Below are 14,711 nucleotides of genomic sequence, written 5' to 3' on the forward strand. Positions count from 1 at the left end.
ATTTTTTAGAATTTAACGTTAACAGTAAATATGATTGATTTTACTGGTGGTGATGTAAACCCAACATACCCGTAACTTCCATCATTTGCCGTTCCTACTTCAGGATCTAATTTTAAAGTTTTATCTTTTGTCCAAGTGTACAAGTTGGTACCACGTAAAGAGAATGACAATCCATCAATTTTTAAATGTTGTAAAACTGAACCTTTAAGATTATACCCTATACTAACATCTCTTAGACGAATAAAATCTCCATCTTTTAAAAATCTTGTTGAAGGTTGAGATGCTGTTGTACTTCCATAAGTTAATTTAGGAGTATTGGTAACATCACCTGGATTTTGCCAACGATCTAAAACATATTCTGTTGAGTTGTAATTTAAAAGCGCTGTTGATGTTGTACCATGAATGTAGTTACTCCAATCTTCGTAAACTTGATTACCTCCTGAGAAATACAAATTAGCTCCTACAAAGAAATTCCCAATATCTAATTGCGTTCCTAAACCAGCTGTATAAGTAGGCATTGCACTCTTTCCTGTCCATTCAGAAGCTGCTTCACCGTAATTTTCTGTTTTAGCACCATCTTTACCATTAACATACCACCATGCGTTTCCGTTTTCAGGATTAACCCCTGCATATTTTTTCATTTTCCAACCACGTATTGAATGTCCTTCTTCAATAGTTGTAAAAGTTCCGGTAATTACTTTTGGTTTATTAGTTACAGGATCTATCTGCATTTCAATCATTTCATTTTCTACAGTACCTAAATTACCATAAACAGTCCATGAAAAGTTTTCTTTTTTAACAACTTGTGCGTTCAATTCAAATTCCCAACCTCTATTTTCTAAAGATCCAATATTTTGAATTACCCCTGTATAACCGCCAATTTGTGTTAAAGGCACATTATACAATAAGTTTTCACTTATAGACTTGTAATAAGCAACACCCGCAGTTATTCTATCTTGTAGAAAACCTAAATCTACACCTACATCAAGTTTTTTCTGGGTTTCCCAACCTATCTCTGTACTTAATTGACTTGGAATAAATCCTGGTATACCATCATATCTATCTGTAGAAACCATTCTTTGATATTGGTTAATAGCAATACCTGAGTTACCTGTTGTTCCGTAAGAACCTCTTAATCTTAAAGTTGATAAAGTTTTGCTGTCCTGTAAGAACTCTTCATTCATTATATTCCAAGCAGCACCTACAGACCAAAAAGTTCCCCATCTTTGAGAATCAGCAAATCTAGAAGATCCCTCACGTCTTAAAGAAGCATCTATCATGTACTTATTTAAATAGGCATAATTCACCAAACCTACATAAGCTAAATTCATCCAGTCATTTTTATATGAATTTGCTAAGTGATTTGCAGAGGTGTTTCCTAATTCAGAAAATCCTATTGCAATATTCTCACCATAACCATATAAATTATTTGTTTTTACCTTTTGAAACTCCATTAATGCTTTTACATCAAAACGATGATCATCACTTATAAAGAATCTATAATCAAATGAGTTTTGAGAAATATAATTAAAAATGCTCATGTTAGAATCTTCAACATATCCTCCAATTCCATCTCCATCTCCATGAACAGGATTGTTATAATTATGATATCTTGATGATGTATAATCAATAGACAACTGAGTATTAAATGAAAAATCTTCTGCTATTTTATACTTAATTTTATTACTATTTATAACACGAATAATATCATTAATATTTTGATTGTTAGCTAAAGTATACAAAGGATTGTGCAAACCAGACAATCCATTAATGTTAGGAGATCCATCAGCATTATAGATATTATTCCAAGGACTCATGAAGTATTTAATCATGTTAGGATTTGAGAAATAAGCTCCACCTTCTAAAATACCTTGTTGTCTTACATTTGATACATTTGCACTAAAACCAAAATCAACTTTCTTATTTAATTTAGTGTCATAACTAAACATTCCTGTTATACGTCTAAAATCTGAACCAATAACAGTACCTTCTGTTTTATTATATCCTAATGATGCATAAAAATTAGATTTTTCATCACCTCCTGTTGCAGAAAAGTTTAAAATACTAACCATTGCATCTTTATTACTCATAGCATCGCGCCAATTATTAATTGGTCTACCTGCATCTATCCAATCTTGTAAAGCAGCTGTTTGAGCAGGGTATCGAGCTATTAACTGATCATAAATAGTTTGCTCTTCAAAACCTCCACCTCCATTAAAGGTGTTATTATACGCTTCTAACAACAATTGATATTTTTCTTCTCCTGTTAAAGACCTTGGCCCTTTTACAGCGTTTCTTTGAAAACCTAAAGAAGAAACCACTTCAAACTTAGCTTCACCCGTCTTACCTCGTTTTGTGGTAATTAAAATAACTCCATTAGCACCTCTAGCTCCATAAACAGATGTAGCACCTGCATCTTTTAAAACTGTTATAGATTCAATATCATTACTATTGATAGAAGACAATGCCGACAAAGATGTTGAAGCTTCCGTATTTCCTGATAAGTTTCCATTTAACATTGGAACACCATCAATTACAATTAACGGATCATTTGAAGCACTTAAAGAATTTAAACCACGAATACGGATTTGTTGAGTTGAACCTGGCGAACCAGAGTTAGCTGACATTTGAAGACCAGCCACTCGTCCTTGTAACGCTTGATCCGCAGAAGCCAAAGGCACTTTACTAATTTCTTCACCAGACACTTTTACAGCATTCCCTGTAATTTCATTTTTAGAACGTTGTTGCCCGTAAGCCAAAACAACAATTTCATCAAGTAAACTTTCATCTTCAACCAAGGTAATGTTCATCACTTGAGTTGAAGCGTTTACAATTCTAGTTTCGGATTTATATCCTACATAGTGGTATTCAATTTTATCTCCTACTTTGGCAGAAATTGAATACCCTCCAGTATCATCGGTTGAAGTTCCGTCTTCACCTCCATTAACAACAACATCTACCCCAGAAACAACTTCAGAACCAATTTTAACAGTTCCTGTAATTGTTTTTTCTTGAGCATAAGCCGATGTTAAACCACAGAAAGCAACCGCCACTGTTAAACTTACAAAGGTTTTTTTATTCATATCTTAAGTTTTTTTTAACAATTATAGCGATTATATTTTACTGCTCAAAAAAATAATTGTTAAAAAAAATCATTCTAAATAAAAAATCCCTGCTAAAAAAACACATTTCTATCTTTTTAGCAGGAATTTTTACAAAATACATTTTTTACCTTCATTTACTCAGTTTCAAACATCTCTTTAAAATAGTAAAGAATTTTTTGTTTCACTTCTTCTTCATCAACCTTTTCAACACCTAATTCTACATTTAAAGAAGCTACTGCTTTACCACGAATGCCGCAAGGTATTATATTATCAAAATACCCCAAATTAGCATTTACATTTAAAGCAAACCCGTGCATGGTAACCCAACGCGACGCACGTACACCCATAGCACATATTTTACGTGCAAATGGTGTACCAACATCTAACCAAACTCCTGTTTCTCCATCGCTTCGCACTCCTTTTAAACCGTAATCTGCAAGCGTTTTTATAATAACCTCTTCTAAAAAACGTAGGTACTTATGAATATCGGTAAAAAAATTATCTAAATCTAAAATAGGATATCCTACAATTTGCCCTGGACCATGATAAGTAATATCTCCTCCTCTATTAATTTTATAAAAGGTAGCGTTTTTTGCCTTTAACTGCTCTTCATTTAAAAGCATATTTTCCATATGACCACTTTTTCCTAAAGTATAAACATGCGGATGCTCTACAAACAAAAAATAATTGGGAGTTTCCTTAGCATTAGCTTCATCTTTTCTATTCTGCGATTTAATATCTAAAATTCCTTGAAATAATTCTTCTTGATAATCCCAAGTATCTTTATAATCTTTCAAGCCTAAATCTTGAATTTGAACTTTTTTATTCATGTCACTAAAAATTTACACAAATTTACTCATTTTAAAAGCATTCTTATTCAAAATTCATTGTAGAAATTACTTCGATATTCTAAAAATAACTACTTTTGCAGATTAATTAAAAGAATTATAAATTTTATGCAACTTTCAGAACAAGAAATCATCAGAAGAGAGAAATTGAGCAAGTTAAGAGCACTTGGCATCAATCCATATCCAGCAAATTTGTTTCCGGTAGATCATACAACCAAGCAAATTAAGGAAACTTTTGAAGAAAATAAGAAGGTTGTTGTTGCGGGTAGATTAATGAGTGTTCGTGATCAAGGAAAAGCAAGTTTTGCTGAAATTCAAGATCAAGAAGGGCGTATTCAATTGTACTTAAATCGTGATGTTATTTGTCCTGATGAGGATAAAACATTGTACAATACCGTTTTTAAAAAATTGACTGATTTAGGCGATTTTATTGGTATTGAAGGCGAATTATTTACTACGCAAGTGGGTGCAAAATGTATTAGAGTAGAAAAATTTTCGATACTTTCTAAAACATTACGCCCGTTACCATTACCAAAAACAGACGATGAAGGCAATGTATTTGATGCTTTTACCGATCCTGAATTACGTTACCGCATGCGTTACGTAGATTTAGTGGTAAACCCATTAAACAAAGAAATTTTCATAAAACGCACCAAATTATATAACGCTATGCGCTCGTTCTTTAACGACCGTGGGTATTTAGAGGTTGACACGCCTGTTTTACAATCAATTCCGGGTGGTGCAGCGGCGCGTCCGTTCATTACACATCACAATGCGTTAGACATTCCTTTGTATATGCGTATTGCCAACGAATTGTATTTAAAACGTTTGATTGTTGGTGGTTTTGAAGGTGTTTACGAATTTTCTAAAAACTTCCGTAACGAAGGTATGGATCGTACGCACAATCCAGAATTTACGGCAATGGAAATTTATGTTGCTTATAAAGATTACAATTGGATGATGGATTTTACCGAGCAGTTATTAGAACATTGTGCAATTGCTGTAAACGGAACTTCAGAAGCTACTTTTGGTGATCATAAAATTGATTTTAAAGCACCTTACAAACGCGTTACCATGCGTCAATCGATCATTGATTTTACAGGATTTGATATCGATGGAAAATCAGAAGACGAAATTCGTGCAGCAGCGCAATCAATGGGTATTGCAGTTGATGAAACAATGGGTAAAGGAAAGTTAATCGACGAGATTTTTGGTGAAAAATGTGAAGGAAATTACATTCAACCAACATTTATTACCGATTACCCTAAAGAAATGTCCCCGTTAACTAAAGAACACCGCGATAATCCAGAATTAACAGAGCGTTTTGAATTAATGGTTTGTGGTAAAGAAATTGCAAACTCGTACTCTGAGTTAAACGATCCTATTGATCAACGCGAGCGTTTTGAAGAGCAATTAAAATTATCTGAAAAAGGTGACGACGAAGCTGGTCAATTTATTGATGAAGATTTCTTACGTGCCTTAGAGTTTGGCATGCCACCAACTGGCGGTTTAGGTATTGGAATGGATCGTTTAATTATGTTTTTAACCAATAATCCATCAATTCAAGAAGTATTATTCTTCCCGCAAATGCGCCCAGAAAAAACAGCTCCAAGTTACGAGTTAACCGATGATGAAAAAATCATTGTTGCTATTTTAGAGAAAAACGATAATAAAATGGCTTTAAACACTTTGAAAGAACAAGCAGCTCTAAGCGGTAAAAAGTGGGATAAAGCAATGAAAGGCTTAGCTTCTCATAACTTAACAAAAATAAGTACAGAAAACGAAGAAAAAGTGGTTGAGTTTATTTAAAACTCCACCACTTAATAATCAAAAAAAGCCTTTACATTTAAATAAAGGCACTTTTTTATGTTTTGACTTAAAAGAAAAAACGCTACCATAATTGGTAGCGTTTTTTTGTAAGCAATATTTAAACAAATTATTTTTTCAAATTTAAAACCCTAACATTATACTTAGTTTCAAATTTAAAATTTGTATTGATATTCATACTTTTAATAACTGGCTTTGCAGATATTTTTTGAGGAATAGCTACATAATCTCCTTCCCAAAATAGCTGAGCTGAATTTCCACTACTTGCTCCTGTAGCTAATGCTGTAAAATTTGCTGTTCCACTCCATGGCGGTGTCATACTAAGTGGATCAGCAGGAGCCGTATTCCCAGTACCAGCAAATGTATACGATACATCTGTTGTCTTAAAAACCTCCGTACCATTAATAACTACACTACCTTTAATATGCTGTAGTGCTGAAGGAGATTCATTAGGAAACGCAATTTCATCATTAGCTTTCAAAGGAACATAAACAATAGTTGTAAATTGATGTAATGGTTTATTGTCATTATCAAGCTCTAAAGACATCAATACCCAAACAGTACAATCTGTACCATGTACATCATAAATCAACACCTGATTTTTATCATTAGTACTTAGAACCCACATTGTATCTGAAACAGGATAAGATTTTCCACCATACTCAATTCTATTCCCTGCTGGTGGTTCAGGTTGATCACCTTCTTTTAAAACATTGAACTTAAAAGTTGCTGTATAATTTTCCATTGTGGCAACAACTGAAATATCACCTTCTTTATAAGGAATATAAGTATTACCTTTTATTGCAGCACCATTTACTTTAAATTTAGTCGATTTTGTTACATCTACATTTGTCAACATTGATTGGAATTCAAACGTATCACCAACATACTTTGCGCTAGTAGGCTTTAATTCAGCTCTAAAAATTTTTTCATTTTCAAAATTGCCTCCAGCCAATACTCCATTATCTACATACTCAACACAAGAGTTTAAGCTAATTAGAGCCAATAAAAAGAAAAGTAGTTTATTAATTCTCATATAAAATGTTTTTAATTATTTGTAATTAAGCCTCTAAAATAAACAAAAAAAACATTACTGTTAAAAAATTAACAAGTTTTGTTTGTAAATTATTTTTTCACTCTTTTGATTATTCGATAATCAAGGTATTAAAACACTAAAATCCTCTAATTTATTGATGCTTTTTTCTTGATATTGTAACGACCATCCTAATGATTGCGTTACAACTAAAAACTTTCCTAACTCACTAATCAAACGGTTTTGCGCATTGGCTTGTATGTTAGATTTTAGTATTTTTTCTTGAAATTGCTTTTTCACACTTTCTTGGATTTTATTATAATCGGCACCTTCAAAAGAATTAAATCGTGAGGCTTCTACATCGTAAATTTTAATATCAGGGTTGATTTTAATTTCTTCTTTAGGAATAAAAGTGATTTTCACTACTTTATTAGTTTCGTCTAAACTGTATTCTAACTTAGATAAATCGTACATAATTTGCACATCGGCATTTACGACAACCAACGCTTTTTTATCAAAAGTCATTAAATTCATAAACGATTTTTGATCTTTGTAATTGTAAATTTGTGATATTTTAGCTTCGTTTACCACCAATTTACTTACATTTTTCATTTGTTGCTGAATTAACTCGGTATCAGGAATAATCTCATCTTTAGCTGATACTTTCTTCATAATAAAAAACGTTAATCCGCTTCCTATTAAAATACAAATAAGGGCTATTATTATAATTCTTTTCATATTATCTAAATGTCATGTGTGGATACTGTTCTATTAAAACATCTAATTTTTGCGCCAATTTATCTAAAAAAAGATTATGCGCCTGCGTATATGGATTAAAAGGTTTATGCGCCAAACCTTTTTGAACGTCGTCAACCATTTTCATGGCAGAAAAAACGGTGGCATCAATAGCGTTTTCTACAAATTTATTCCAAATATAATCAACAGCAAGTTCGCTTGGATGTAACATATCTTTCGCATAAAATCGATAATCTCTTAATTCGTCCATAACAATTTCATACGATGGAAAGTAATAATTATTGGTTGAATTACTTTCTAAATGTTGATGTAAAGCTGCTGTTAAATGCGCTTTGCTGCGCTGATTTTCTACAAATCCATCTTTTATGTGACGAACAGGGGAAATGGTATAAATGATTTGAATGTTTGGATTTAATGTTCGAATTCCTTTTTCAATAGACGCAATTGCTTGCTGACAAGTTTCTACCGAAAGTAATTCTTTTGAAAATACTGTTTGAGGCACTTTATGGCAATTCGCAACAATTTCATTCTTCTCGATATGTCGATAAACCCAAGCGGTTCCAAATGTTATAATGAAATGTGAAGCTTCTTCTATTTTGTTTCGAAACAATCGGATTTTAGCGTTTAGAGAATCAATAATATCTTCTTGTTCCAATTCATTTACATCAGAATGCGCATCAAAACAGCTCCAAATTTCATTGTGTAAAAACACATCTTTAGGTGTAAACTCTTTGTTGGTCACAGCAAAATCAATCACCTTTGCAATTGCCAATGGGTGGAATAATATACCTAAAGGGTTTACTGTGTGTTGAAACTGAAATTGCTGAAAACGTTGCGCCATATTTATAGCAAAGCAACTACCTACACTCACTATTTTTGAATGGTAGTTTATTTTATTTTCAAGCGGTTTTATAGGAACAATGGTTTGAAGTTGCATTCTTTTTCTTTTTTACAAAAATACAGCTATCTACGAAAATACGCCGACATATCTTCGCCACTTTTTTGCTCTAAGGTGTAATCATCGCAAGAATACATGTGTACGCCTTCAAAAATAACTTGTGGACCTTCTAAAATCATTTCATCAGCCTCTTGTAAAAATGCTTTTAAAATGGATCCTTTCTTATGTTCTTCGTACGCTTCTTTGGATTCAAAAATCTTTAAATTCAAAAATTTGTTTGGATCTATTTGATCCATCATGCTGGTTACATGTAAAGTTCCCAATTCATTCTGAACCAAAGCATCTGCTTCTTTTCTAACCAAATTAAAAAAAGCTTCTCTTTGCTGCGGAAACACTCTGTAAGAAACAATAACTACATATCTCATACCTTTTTTCTTTTAAATTTATAAAAAAAATCAAATGAAAATTTAAATATTCATTACTTATATGTGTAATGTCTTTTTTCAAACTTCAAAATACTATTATTTTTTACTGAACTGTAGTAGATATCCTTAAAATTCCCTTTAGAATCAGGATTACAATTTACTATTTGATATTCTACACTACTTTTACGTTTGTATTTATGGGATGTAGTAAAGTAATTGTAAGAAACAGAATAAAAAATAAGTTGATTTGCACAATTATATTGAAAATGTGTATAGATATTTTGTATTTCCTTTTGCGCATTTGAATGGAAATAGCTTTGAGATATAGATAACACATATCCCAATTCATTAAAAAAATATTTTACAACGCCTATTTCTTCATCTTTATTATTTTTGATAGCTACCGAAGTTGTGTTCCTATCCTTTTTATCAAGAGTTCCTATCTCAATTTTTGCTCTTTTGTGATTAAATTTTTCATAATTAAAAGAATCAAATATAACAAAACCATCAAATGATTTTCGATGACCGCTTTGTTTGTATTGTTCTACTCTCCATATTTCGTTATTATGCGTAAAATGAGAGATGATTTCGTATTTATCTTGAGAAGTATAATCGATAATTTTGCTAGTCAATTTTGTTATGTTGGTAAATGGGTATTTAAAAAATAAATAATTTGCCTGTGAACTGATGGAAAAACAGAAATGAAACCATAATAACTATTATTTTATTTAATTTCATATAATGATAATTTAAATATCTAAAATACAAAAAAACGCAACTCTACGAGTTGCGTTTTTATAACTATATAAAATTAAACTATTTCACAAAATTCACTGCATTTGCAATAGCTTCTGCCATACCTTCAGGGTTTTTACCGCCAGCTGTGGCAAAAAATGCTTGTCCGCCGCCGCCGCCTTGTATGTATTTTCCTAATTCGCGAACAATTTGCCCTGCGTTTAAACCTTTGCTTTCTACAATTTCTTTAGAAACATAAGCTGTTAACATCGGTTTATCATCAGTAATCGTTCCTAACAAAATAAAGAAATTAGTACCTGTTCCGCCAATTTCGTAAGCTAAATCTTTAGCACCCGTAGCATCTAAATCTACTTGTTTTGCTAAAAATTGAACGCCGTTTATTTCTTGAACTTCGGCCAACAAATCACCTTTTAAGTTTTTTGCTTTTTCTTTTAATAACTGCTCAATTTGTTTTTTCAATTTAGCATTTTCGTCTTGTAACGAATGAACTGCTTTTAATGAATCTTGAGGGTTTTTAAGCGTTTCTTTAATCTCTTTCAAGGTATTTTCTTGATTTTGATAAAATGCGCGAACTGCATCGCCTGTAATCGCTTCAATACGACGAATACCAGCAGCCACAGCACTTTCAGATATTATTTTAAACGACCAAATTTCTGCTGTATTTGCAACGTGAATTCCTCCACACAACTCCATTGATTCACCAAATTTAATGGCACGAACCAAATCTCCGTATTTTTCACCAAATAAAGCCATTGCACCTTCTTCAACTGCTTGGTTAAAAGGAATAGCTCTACGCTCAATTAACGGCAATTGTTCTGCAATACGTGCGTTCACAAAAGCTTCTACTTGTTGCAATTCGTCTTCGGTTACTTTAGCAAAGTGCGAAAAATCGAAACGCAAGTAATTAGGAGCCACTAACGATCCTTTTTGCTCTACGTGCGTTCCTAAGACAGTGCGCAATGCTTGATGTAACAAGTGTGTAGCCGAGTGGTTTTTAGAAGACGCACTGCGTAAATCGGTATTTACTTTTGCTACAAATGAAGCGTGAATATTTTCTGGTAATTGCTTAGTGAAATGTAAAATTAAGTTGTTTTCCTTTTTAGTATCGATAATTTCAATCGATTCATTTGCTGATACTAAAACGCCTTTATCACCAACTTGACCACCACCTTCTGCATAAAACGGCGTATGATCTAAAACAATTTGGTATAATGTTCCGTCTTTTTTAGATTCAATTTTACGAATACGTGTAATTTTTACATCGTTTTCTACTTTATCATAACCTTCAAACGTTTCTACATTTCCTTCAACCAAAACGTTCCAATCGTCTTTAGAAATTTCTGAAGCAGCACGCGAGCGGTCTTTTTGTGCTTTCATTGCAGCATCAAAACCAGCTTCGTCTAACTCGTATCCTTTTTCACGTAAAATCAACGCTGTTAAATCAATTGGAAAACCAAACGTGTCGTACAATTCAAAGGCTTTAGCTCCGTCTACAACTTTACCACTTGTCTTTTCAATTACAGAATCTAACAAATGTAAACCTTGATCTAATGTACGTAAGAACGATGCTTCTTCTTCTTTGATTACGTTTTTAACCAAATCTTTTTGCGCAACAATTTCAGGGAAAAATTGCCCCATTTGCGCAGCCAATACATCAACCAATTGGTAAATAAAAGGCTCTTTTGTACCTAAAAATGTAAAACCGTAACGAATAGCACGACGCAAAATTCGACGAATTACATAACCAGCTCCTGTATTTGAAGGCAACTGTCCATCAGCAATAGCAAAAGCTACCGCGCGTACGTGATCTACAATTACACGAATGGCAATATTGGTTTTATCTTGCGTATCTGAAATATCTTTTATTTCGTTATTTGTATATTTTAACCCTGTAATTTCTTCTACCTTAGCAATAAGCGGTGTAAACACATCGGTATCGTAATTAGAGGTAACATCTTGCATTGCCATACACAAACGCTCAAATCCCATACCTGTATCTACGTGTTTTGCAGGTAATTTTTCTAAAGAACCATCAGCTTTACGGTTAAATTCCATAAATACGTTGTTCCAAATTTCAACCACTTGCGGATGATCTGCATTAACCAAAGAACGACCTGAAACGGCTGCTCTTTCTTCATTAGTACGTAAATCTACGTGAATTTCAGAACAAGGTCCGCACGGTCCTTGATCGCCCATTTCCCAAAAGTTATCTTTTTTATTACCTAAGATGATGCGATCCTCGGCAACATATTGTTTCCATAAATTCCAAGCTTCTTGATCAAAAGGTACATTTTCAGCTTCGTTTCCTTCAAAAACCGAAACATACAAGCGGTCTTTGTCAATTTTTAATTCTTCGGTTAAAAATTCCCAAGCCCAAGCTATTGCTTCCTTTTTAAAATAATCACCAAAAGACCAGTTTCCTAGCATTTCGAACATTGTATGGTGATAGGTATCGAAACCAACATCTTCTAAATCGTTGTGTTTACCTGAAACACGTAAACATTTTTGCGTATCGGCAATACGGTTGCTTTTTGGTGTTCCGTTTCCTAAGAAAAATTCTTTAAACTGTGCCATACCTGAGTTGTTAAACATCAAAGTAGGATCATCTTTTAAAACAATTGGAGCTGATGGAACAATTAAATGTCCGTTTTTTTCAAAAAAATCAAGAAATTTCTTTCTAATATCTTGTGATTTCATTTTGTATAATAAAATTATGAATCGTTCAAAATTAACACTTTACAAAAAAGTGCATATAAGTTGCAAAAATAGTGATTTTTAACACACAAATTCAGCTTAAAACTAACTTTTTGAAGTTGTAAAACTTATTAGAAATATTGTATATTAGCATAAGCTAAAATTTGATGTAATGCAGATTGACCTACCCGAAAAAAGATATTACAGTATTGGTGAAATTGCCAAGGCGTTTGATGTGAACGCTTCGCTTATCCGTTTTTGGGAGAAAGAGTTTGATATTCTAAAGCCTAAAAAAAACGCAAAAGGTAATAGAATGTTTACGCCTGAAGATTTAAAAAATTTAAAAACCATTTTTCATTTGGTAAAAGAAAAAGGATTTACCCTTGAAGGAGCTAAAGAATTTTTAAAAAACAGCAAAAAAACTTCTTTAAACACTATTGAAATTATTGAAAAATTAGAGCTGATAAAAAAACAATTACTTATTATTAAAAACGAAATTTAATTAAAAAATTTATGAAAAAAATTCTTCCTATCATTATTGTATTAGTGGTTTTAATTGGTGGTTATTTCTTACTATCTATGAACTACCAAAACGGCGCTTTAGGATACAAACAAGCTAGTGATAAATCGTGGGCTGATGTTCAAGGAGCGTATCAAAGAAGAAATGATTTAATTGGAAACCTAGTAAATACGGTAAAAGGAGCTGCCGATTTTGAAAAATCTACATTAGAAGCAGTTATCAATGCGCGTTCAAAAGCTACCCAAACTACTATTGATCCAACAAATATGACACCTGAAAAAATGGCTGAATTTCAACAAGCACAAAATGGTGTATCAAGTGCTTTAGGACGATTATTAGTAACAGTTGAAAAATATCCTGATTTAAAAACAAATCAAAATTTCTTGAAATTGCAAGATGAATTAGCATCTACCGAAAATCAAATTTTAACAGCTCGTACTCGTTTTAACGAAACTGTTGAAGTATATAATGGATATGTATTGAAATTTCCTAACAAGTTTTTCTTAAGTGGATACCCTGAAAAACCATTCTTTAAAGCTGATGCTGGTGCAGAAAAAGCACCTGAAGTAAAATTCTAATATGTCTGCAACCGAAGATTTTTTAAGTACAACTGAAGAACGTGAGATTGTTGATGCTATTGTAAAAGCAGAACAACAAACCTCTGGCGAAATACGTGTGCACATTGAAGAGCACAGTCATTTACCTGCCTTAGAACGCGCACAAGAAGTATTTAAAACACTAAATATGCATAAAACAAGCGCCCGCAACGGCGTTTTGTTTTATATAGGTGTTAAAGACCGTCATTTTGCAATTATTGGCGATGATGGTATAGACAAAGTGGTTCCGTACGATTTTTGGGAAAGCACCAAAAAAGTTGTTATTGATCAGTTTAAACAAAATCAGTTTAAAGAAGGCTTGATACAAGGCATTTTGCAAACAGGTAAACAGTTGAAGTTTTTCTTTCCTTATCAAGGTAAAGATGATGTAAACGAGTTGCCTAATGAAATTTCAAGAAGTTAATGAATCAAATAAAAAAAATAACTACGTTTTGTTTGTTTTTGTTTCCGTTGCTGGTTTTAGCACAATTTAACATTCCTGCAAAACCTACAAAAGCTAGTGAACAAACAAGCGTTTACGATTATGCTTCGTTACTATCTGCCAATGAAAGACAGGAATTAGAGCGTAAGTTAATTAGTTATGCCGATACTACATCAACCCAAATTGTAGTTGCCATTATACCTAGTTTAAATGGCGAATACGAAGGAGAATTAGCTCCTAGATGGGCTCATAAATGGGGTGTTGGTCAGGCAGATAAAGACAATGGTGTTTTTATTTTATTAGCAGAAAAAGAACGTAAACTATGGATTTCTCCAGGTTACGGTTTAGAACACATTCTTACAGCTGGTATTAATGGCGAAATTATTCGTAACTATATTATTCCCGAATTTAAAAAAGGGGATTATTACGCAGGTTTAGATATTGGCACCGATAAGTTAATGGAATTATTCTCGGGAACCTACAAAGGAACTCGACAAGAGAATACTGAAAGTGGAGGAATTCCTGTGTTTTTTATCATTATGGTTGTCATTATCATCTTAATTATCGCTAGTAAAATGGGCGGAGGCAAAGGTAATAACCGAGGAAATCGTGGCGGTCCCGACTTAATGGATATAATTATCTTAAGTAGAATGGGTCGAGGTGGCGGTGGCGGCTTCTTTGGTGGCGGATCATCAGGAGGCGGTGGTTTCGGCGGAGGCGGCTTTGGTGGCGGTTTCGGCGGAGGCGGATTCTCTGGTGGCGGTTTCGGCGGAGGCGGATTCTCTGGTGGCGGAGCCGGCGGAAGTTGGTAA

At 33.1% G+C, this 14,711-nt stretch carries 13 protein-coding genes; 5 read left to right on the plus strand and 8 right to left on the minus strand.

Features of this window, described 5'->3' with window-relative positions; translation table 11 throughout:
• Positions 1 to 5 precede the first annotated feature (5 nt).
• Positions 6 to 3,083, minus strand: coding sequence for a SusC/RagA family TonB-linked outer membrane protein (locus tag H1R17_RS02560; protein WP_163432550.1), 3,078 nt, complete (start codon positions 3,081 to 3,083; stop codon positions 6 to 8).
• Between the two features lie 155 nt (positions 3,084 to 3,238).
• Positions 3,239 to 3,934, minus strand: coding sequence for a lipoyl(octanoyl) transferase LipB (lipB, locus tag H1R17_RS02565; RefSeq protein WP_163432549.1), 696 nt, complete (start codon positions 3,932 to 3,934; stop codon positions 3,239 to 3,241).
• Between the two features lie 126 nt (positions 3,935 to 4,060).
• Here lipB and lysS point away from each other — a divergent pair, with 126 nt between their 5' ends.
• Entirely contained in the window at positions 4,061 to 5,761 is a 1,701-nt protein-coding gene (gene lysS / locus H1R17_RS02570) for a lysine--tRNA ligase (RefSeq protein WP_163432548.1), read from the plus strand.
• Between the two features lie 127 nt (positions 5,762 to 5,888).
• Here the strand turns inward: lysS and H1R17_RS02575 are convergent, their stop codons facing one another.
• The 6 genes from H1R17_RS02575 to alaS all read right to left on the minus strand — a co-directional run bounded on the left by H1R17_RS02575 (position 5,889) and on the right by alaS (position 12,344).
• Complete coding sequence (locus H1R17_RS02575; RefSeq protein ID WP_163432547.1) at positions 5,889 to 6,815, minus strand: hypothetical protein; 927 nt, start codon at positions 6,813 to 6,815, stop codon at positions 5,889 to 5,891.
• A 120-nt stretch (positions 6,816 to 6,935) separates the two neighbouring features.
• The gene (locus H1R17_RS02580) at positions 6,936 to 7,484 is read right to left on the minus strand and encodes a DUF4230 domain-containing protein (protein WP_240453359.1); all 549 of its coding nucleotides are present in this window, start codon (positions 7,482 to 7,484) and stop codon (positions 6,936 to 6,938) included.
• Positions 7,485 to 7,551: 67 nt separating this feature from the next.
• The gene (locus H1R17_RS02585) at positions 7,552 to 8,505 is read right to left on the minus strand and encodes a GSCFA domain-containing protein (RefSeq protein ID WP_163432545.1); all 954 of its coding nucleotides are present in this window, start codon (positions 8,503 to 8,505) and stop codon (positions 7,552 to 7,554) included.
• Positions 8,506 to 8,531: 26 nt separating this feature from the next.
• Positions 8,532 to 8,891 carry a putative quinol monooxygenase gene (locus tag H1R17_RS02590; protein ID WP_163432544.1) on the minus strand — a complete coding sequence of 120 codons (360 nt, stop codon included), beginning with the start codon at positions 8,889 to 8,891 and terminating at the stop codon, positions 8,532 to 8,534.
• Between the two features lie 53 nt (positions 8,892 to 8,944).
• On the minus strand, positions 8,945 to 9,523 hold the full coding sequence (locus H1R17_RS02595; RefSeq protein ID WP_163432543.1) for a hypothetical protein: 579 nt from the start codon (positions 9,521 to 9,523) through the stop codon (positions 8,945 to 8,947).
• A 184-nt stretch (positions 9,524 to 9,707) separates the two neighbouring features.
• Entirely contained in the window at positions 9,708 to 12,344 is a 2,637-nt protein-coding gene (gene alaS / locus H1R17_RS02600) for an alanine--tRNA ligase (RefSeq protein WP_163432542.1), read from the minus strand.
• 169 nt (positions 12,345 to 12,513) lie between these two features.
• On the opposite strand from alaS, the gene H1R17_RS02605 reads away from it, so the two are divergent.
• The 4 genes from H1R17_RS02605 to H1R17_RS02620 are packed head-to-tail and all read left to right on the plus strand — an operon-like array spanning position 12,514 to position 14,711.
• Positions 12,514 to 12,843, plus strand: coding sequence for a MerR family transcriptional regulator (locus tag H1R17_RS02605; RefSeq protein ID WP_163432541.1), 330 nt, complete (start codon positions 12,514 to 12,516; stop codon positions 12,841 to 12,843).
• 11 nt (positions 12,844 to 12,854) lie between these two features.
• Positions 12,855 to 13,439 carry a LemA family protein gene (locus H1R17_RS02610; RefSeq protein WP_163432540.1) on the plus strand — a complete coding sequence of 195 codons (585 nt, stop codon included), beginning with the start codon at positions 12,855 to 12,857 and terminating at the stop codon, positions 13,437 to 13,439.
• A gap of 1 nt (position 13,440) precedes the next feature.
• The gene (locus tag H1R17_RS02615; protein ID WP_163432539.1) at positions 13,441 to 13,881 is read left to right on the plus strand and encodes a TPM domain-containing protein; all 441 of its coding nucleotides are present in this window, start codon (positions 13,441 to 13,443) and stop codon (positions 13,879 to 13,881) included.
• On the plus strand, positions 13,881 to 14,711 hold the full coding sequence (locus H1R17_RS02620) for a YgcG family protein (RefSeq protein WP_163432538.1): 831 nt from the start codon (positions 13,881 to 13,883) through the stop codon (positions 14,709 to 14,711). The genes H1R17_RS02615 and H1R17_RS02620 overlap by 1 nt, the downstream gene beginning before the upstream one ends.

The sequence above is a fragment of the Flavobacterium sp. xlx-214 genome, assembly GCF_013874595.1.
In the GTDB taxonomy this organism is placed as follows: domain Bacteria; phylum Bacteroidota; class Bacteroidia; order Flavobacteriales; family Flavobacteriaceae; genus Flavobacterium.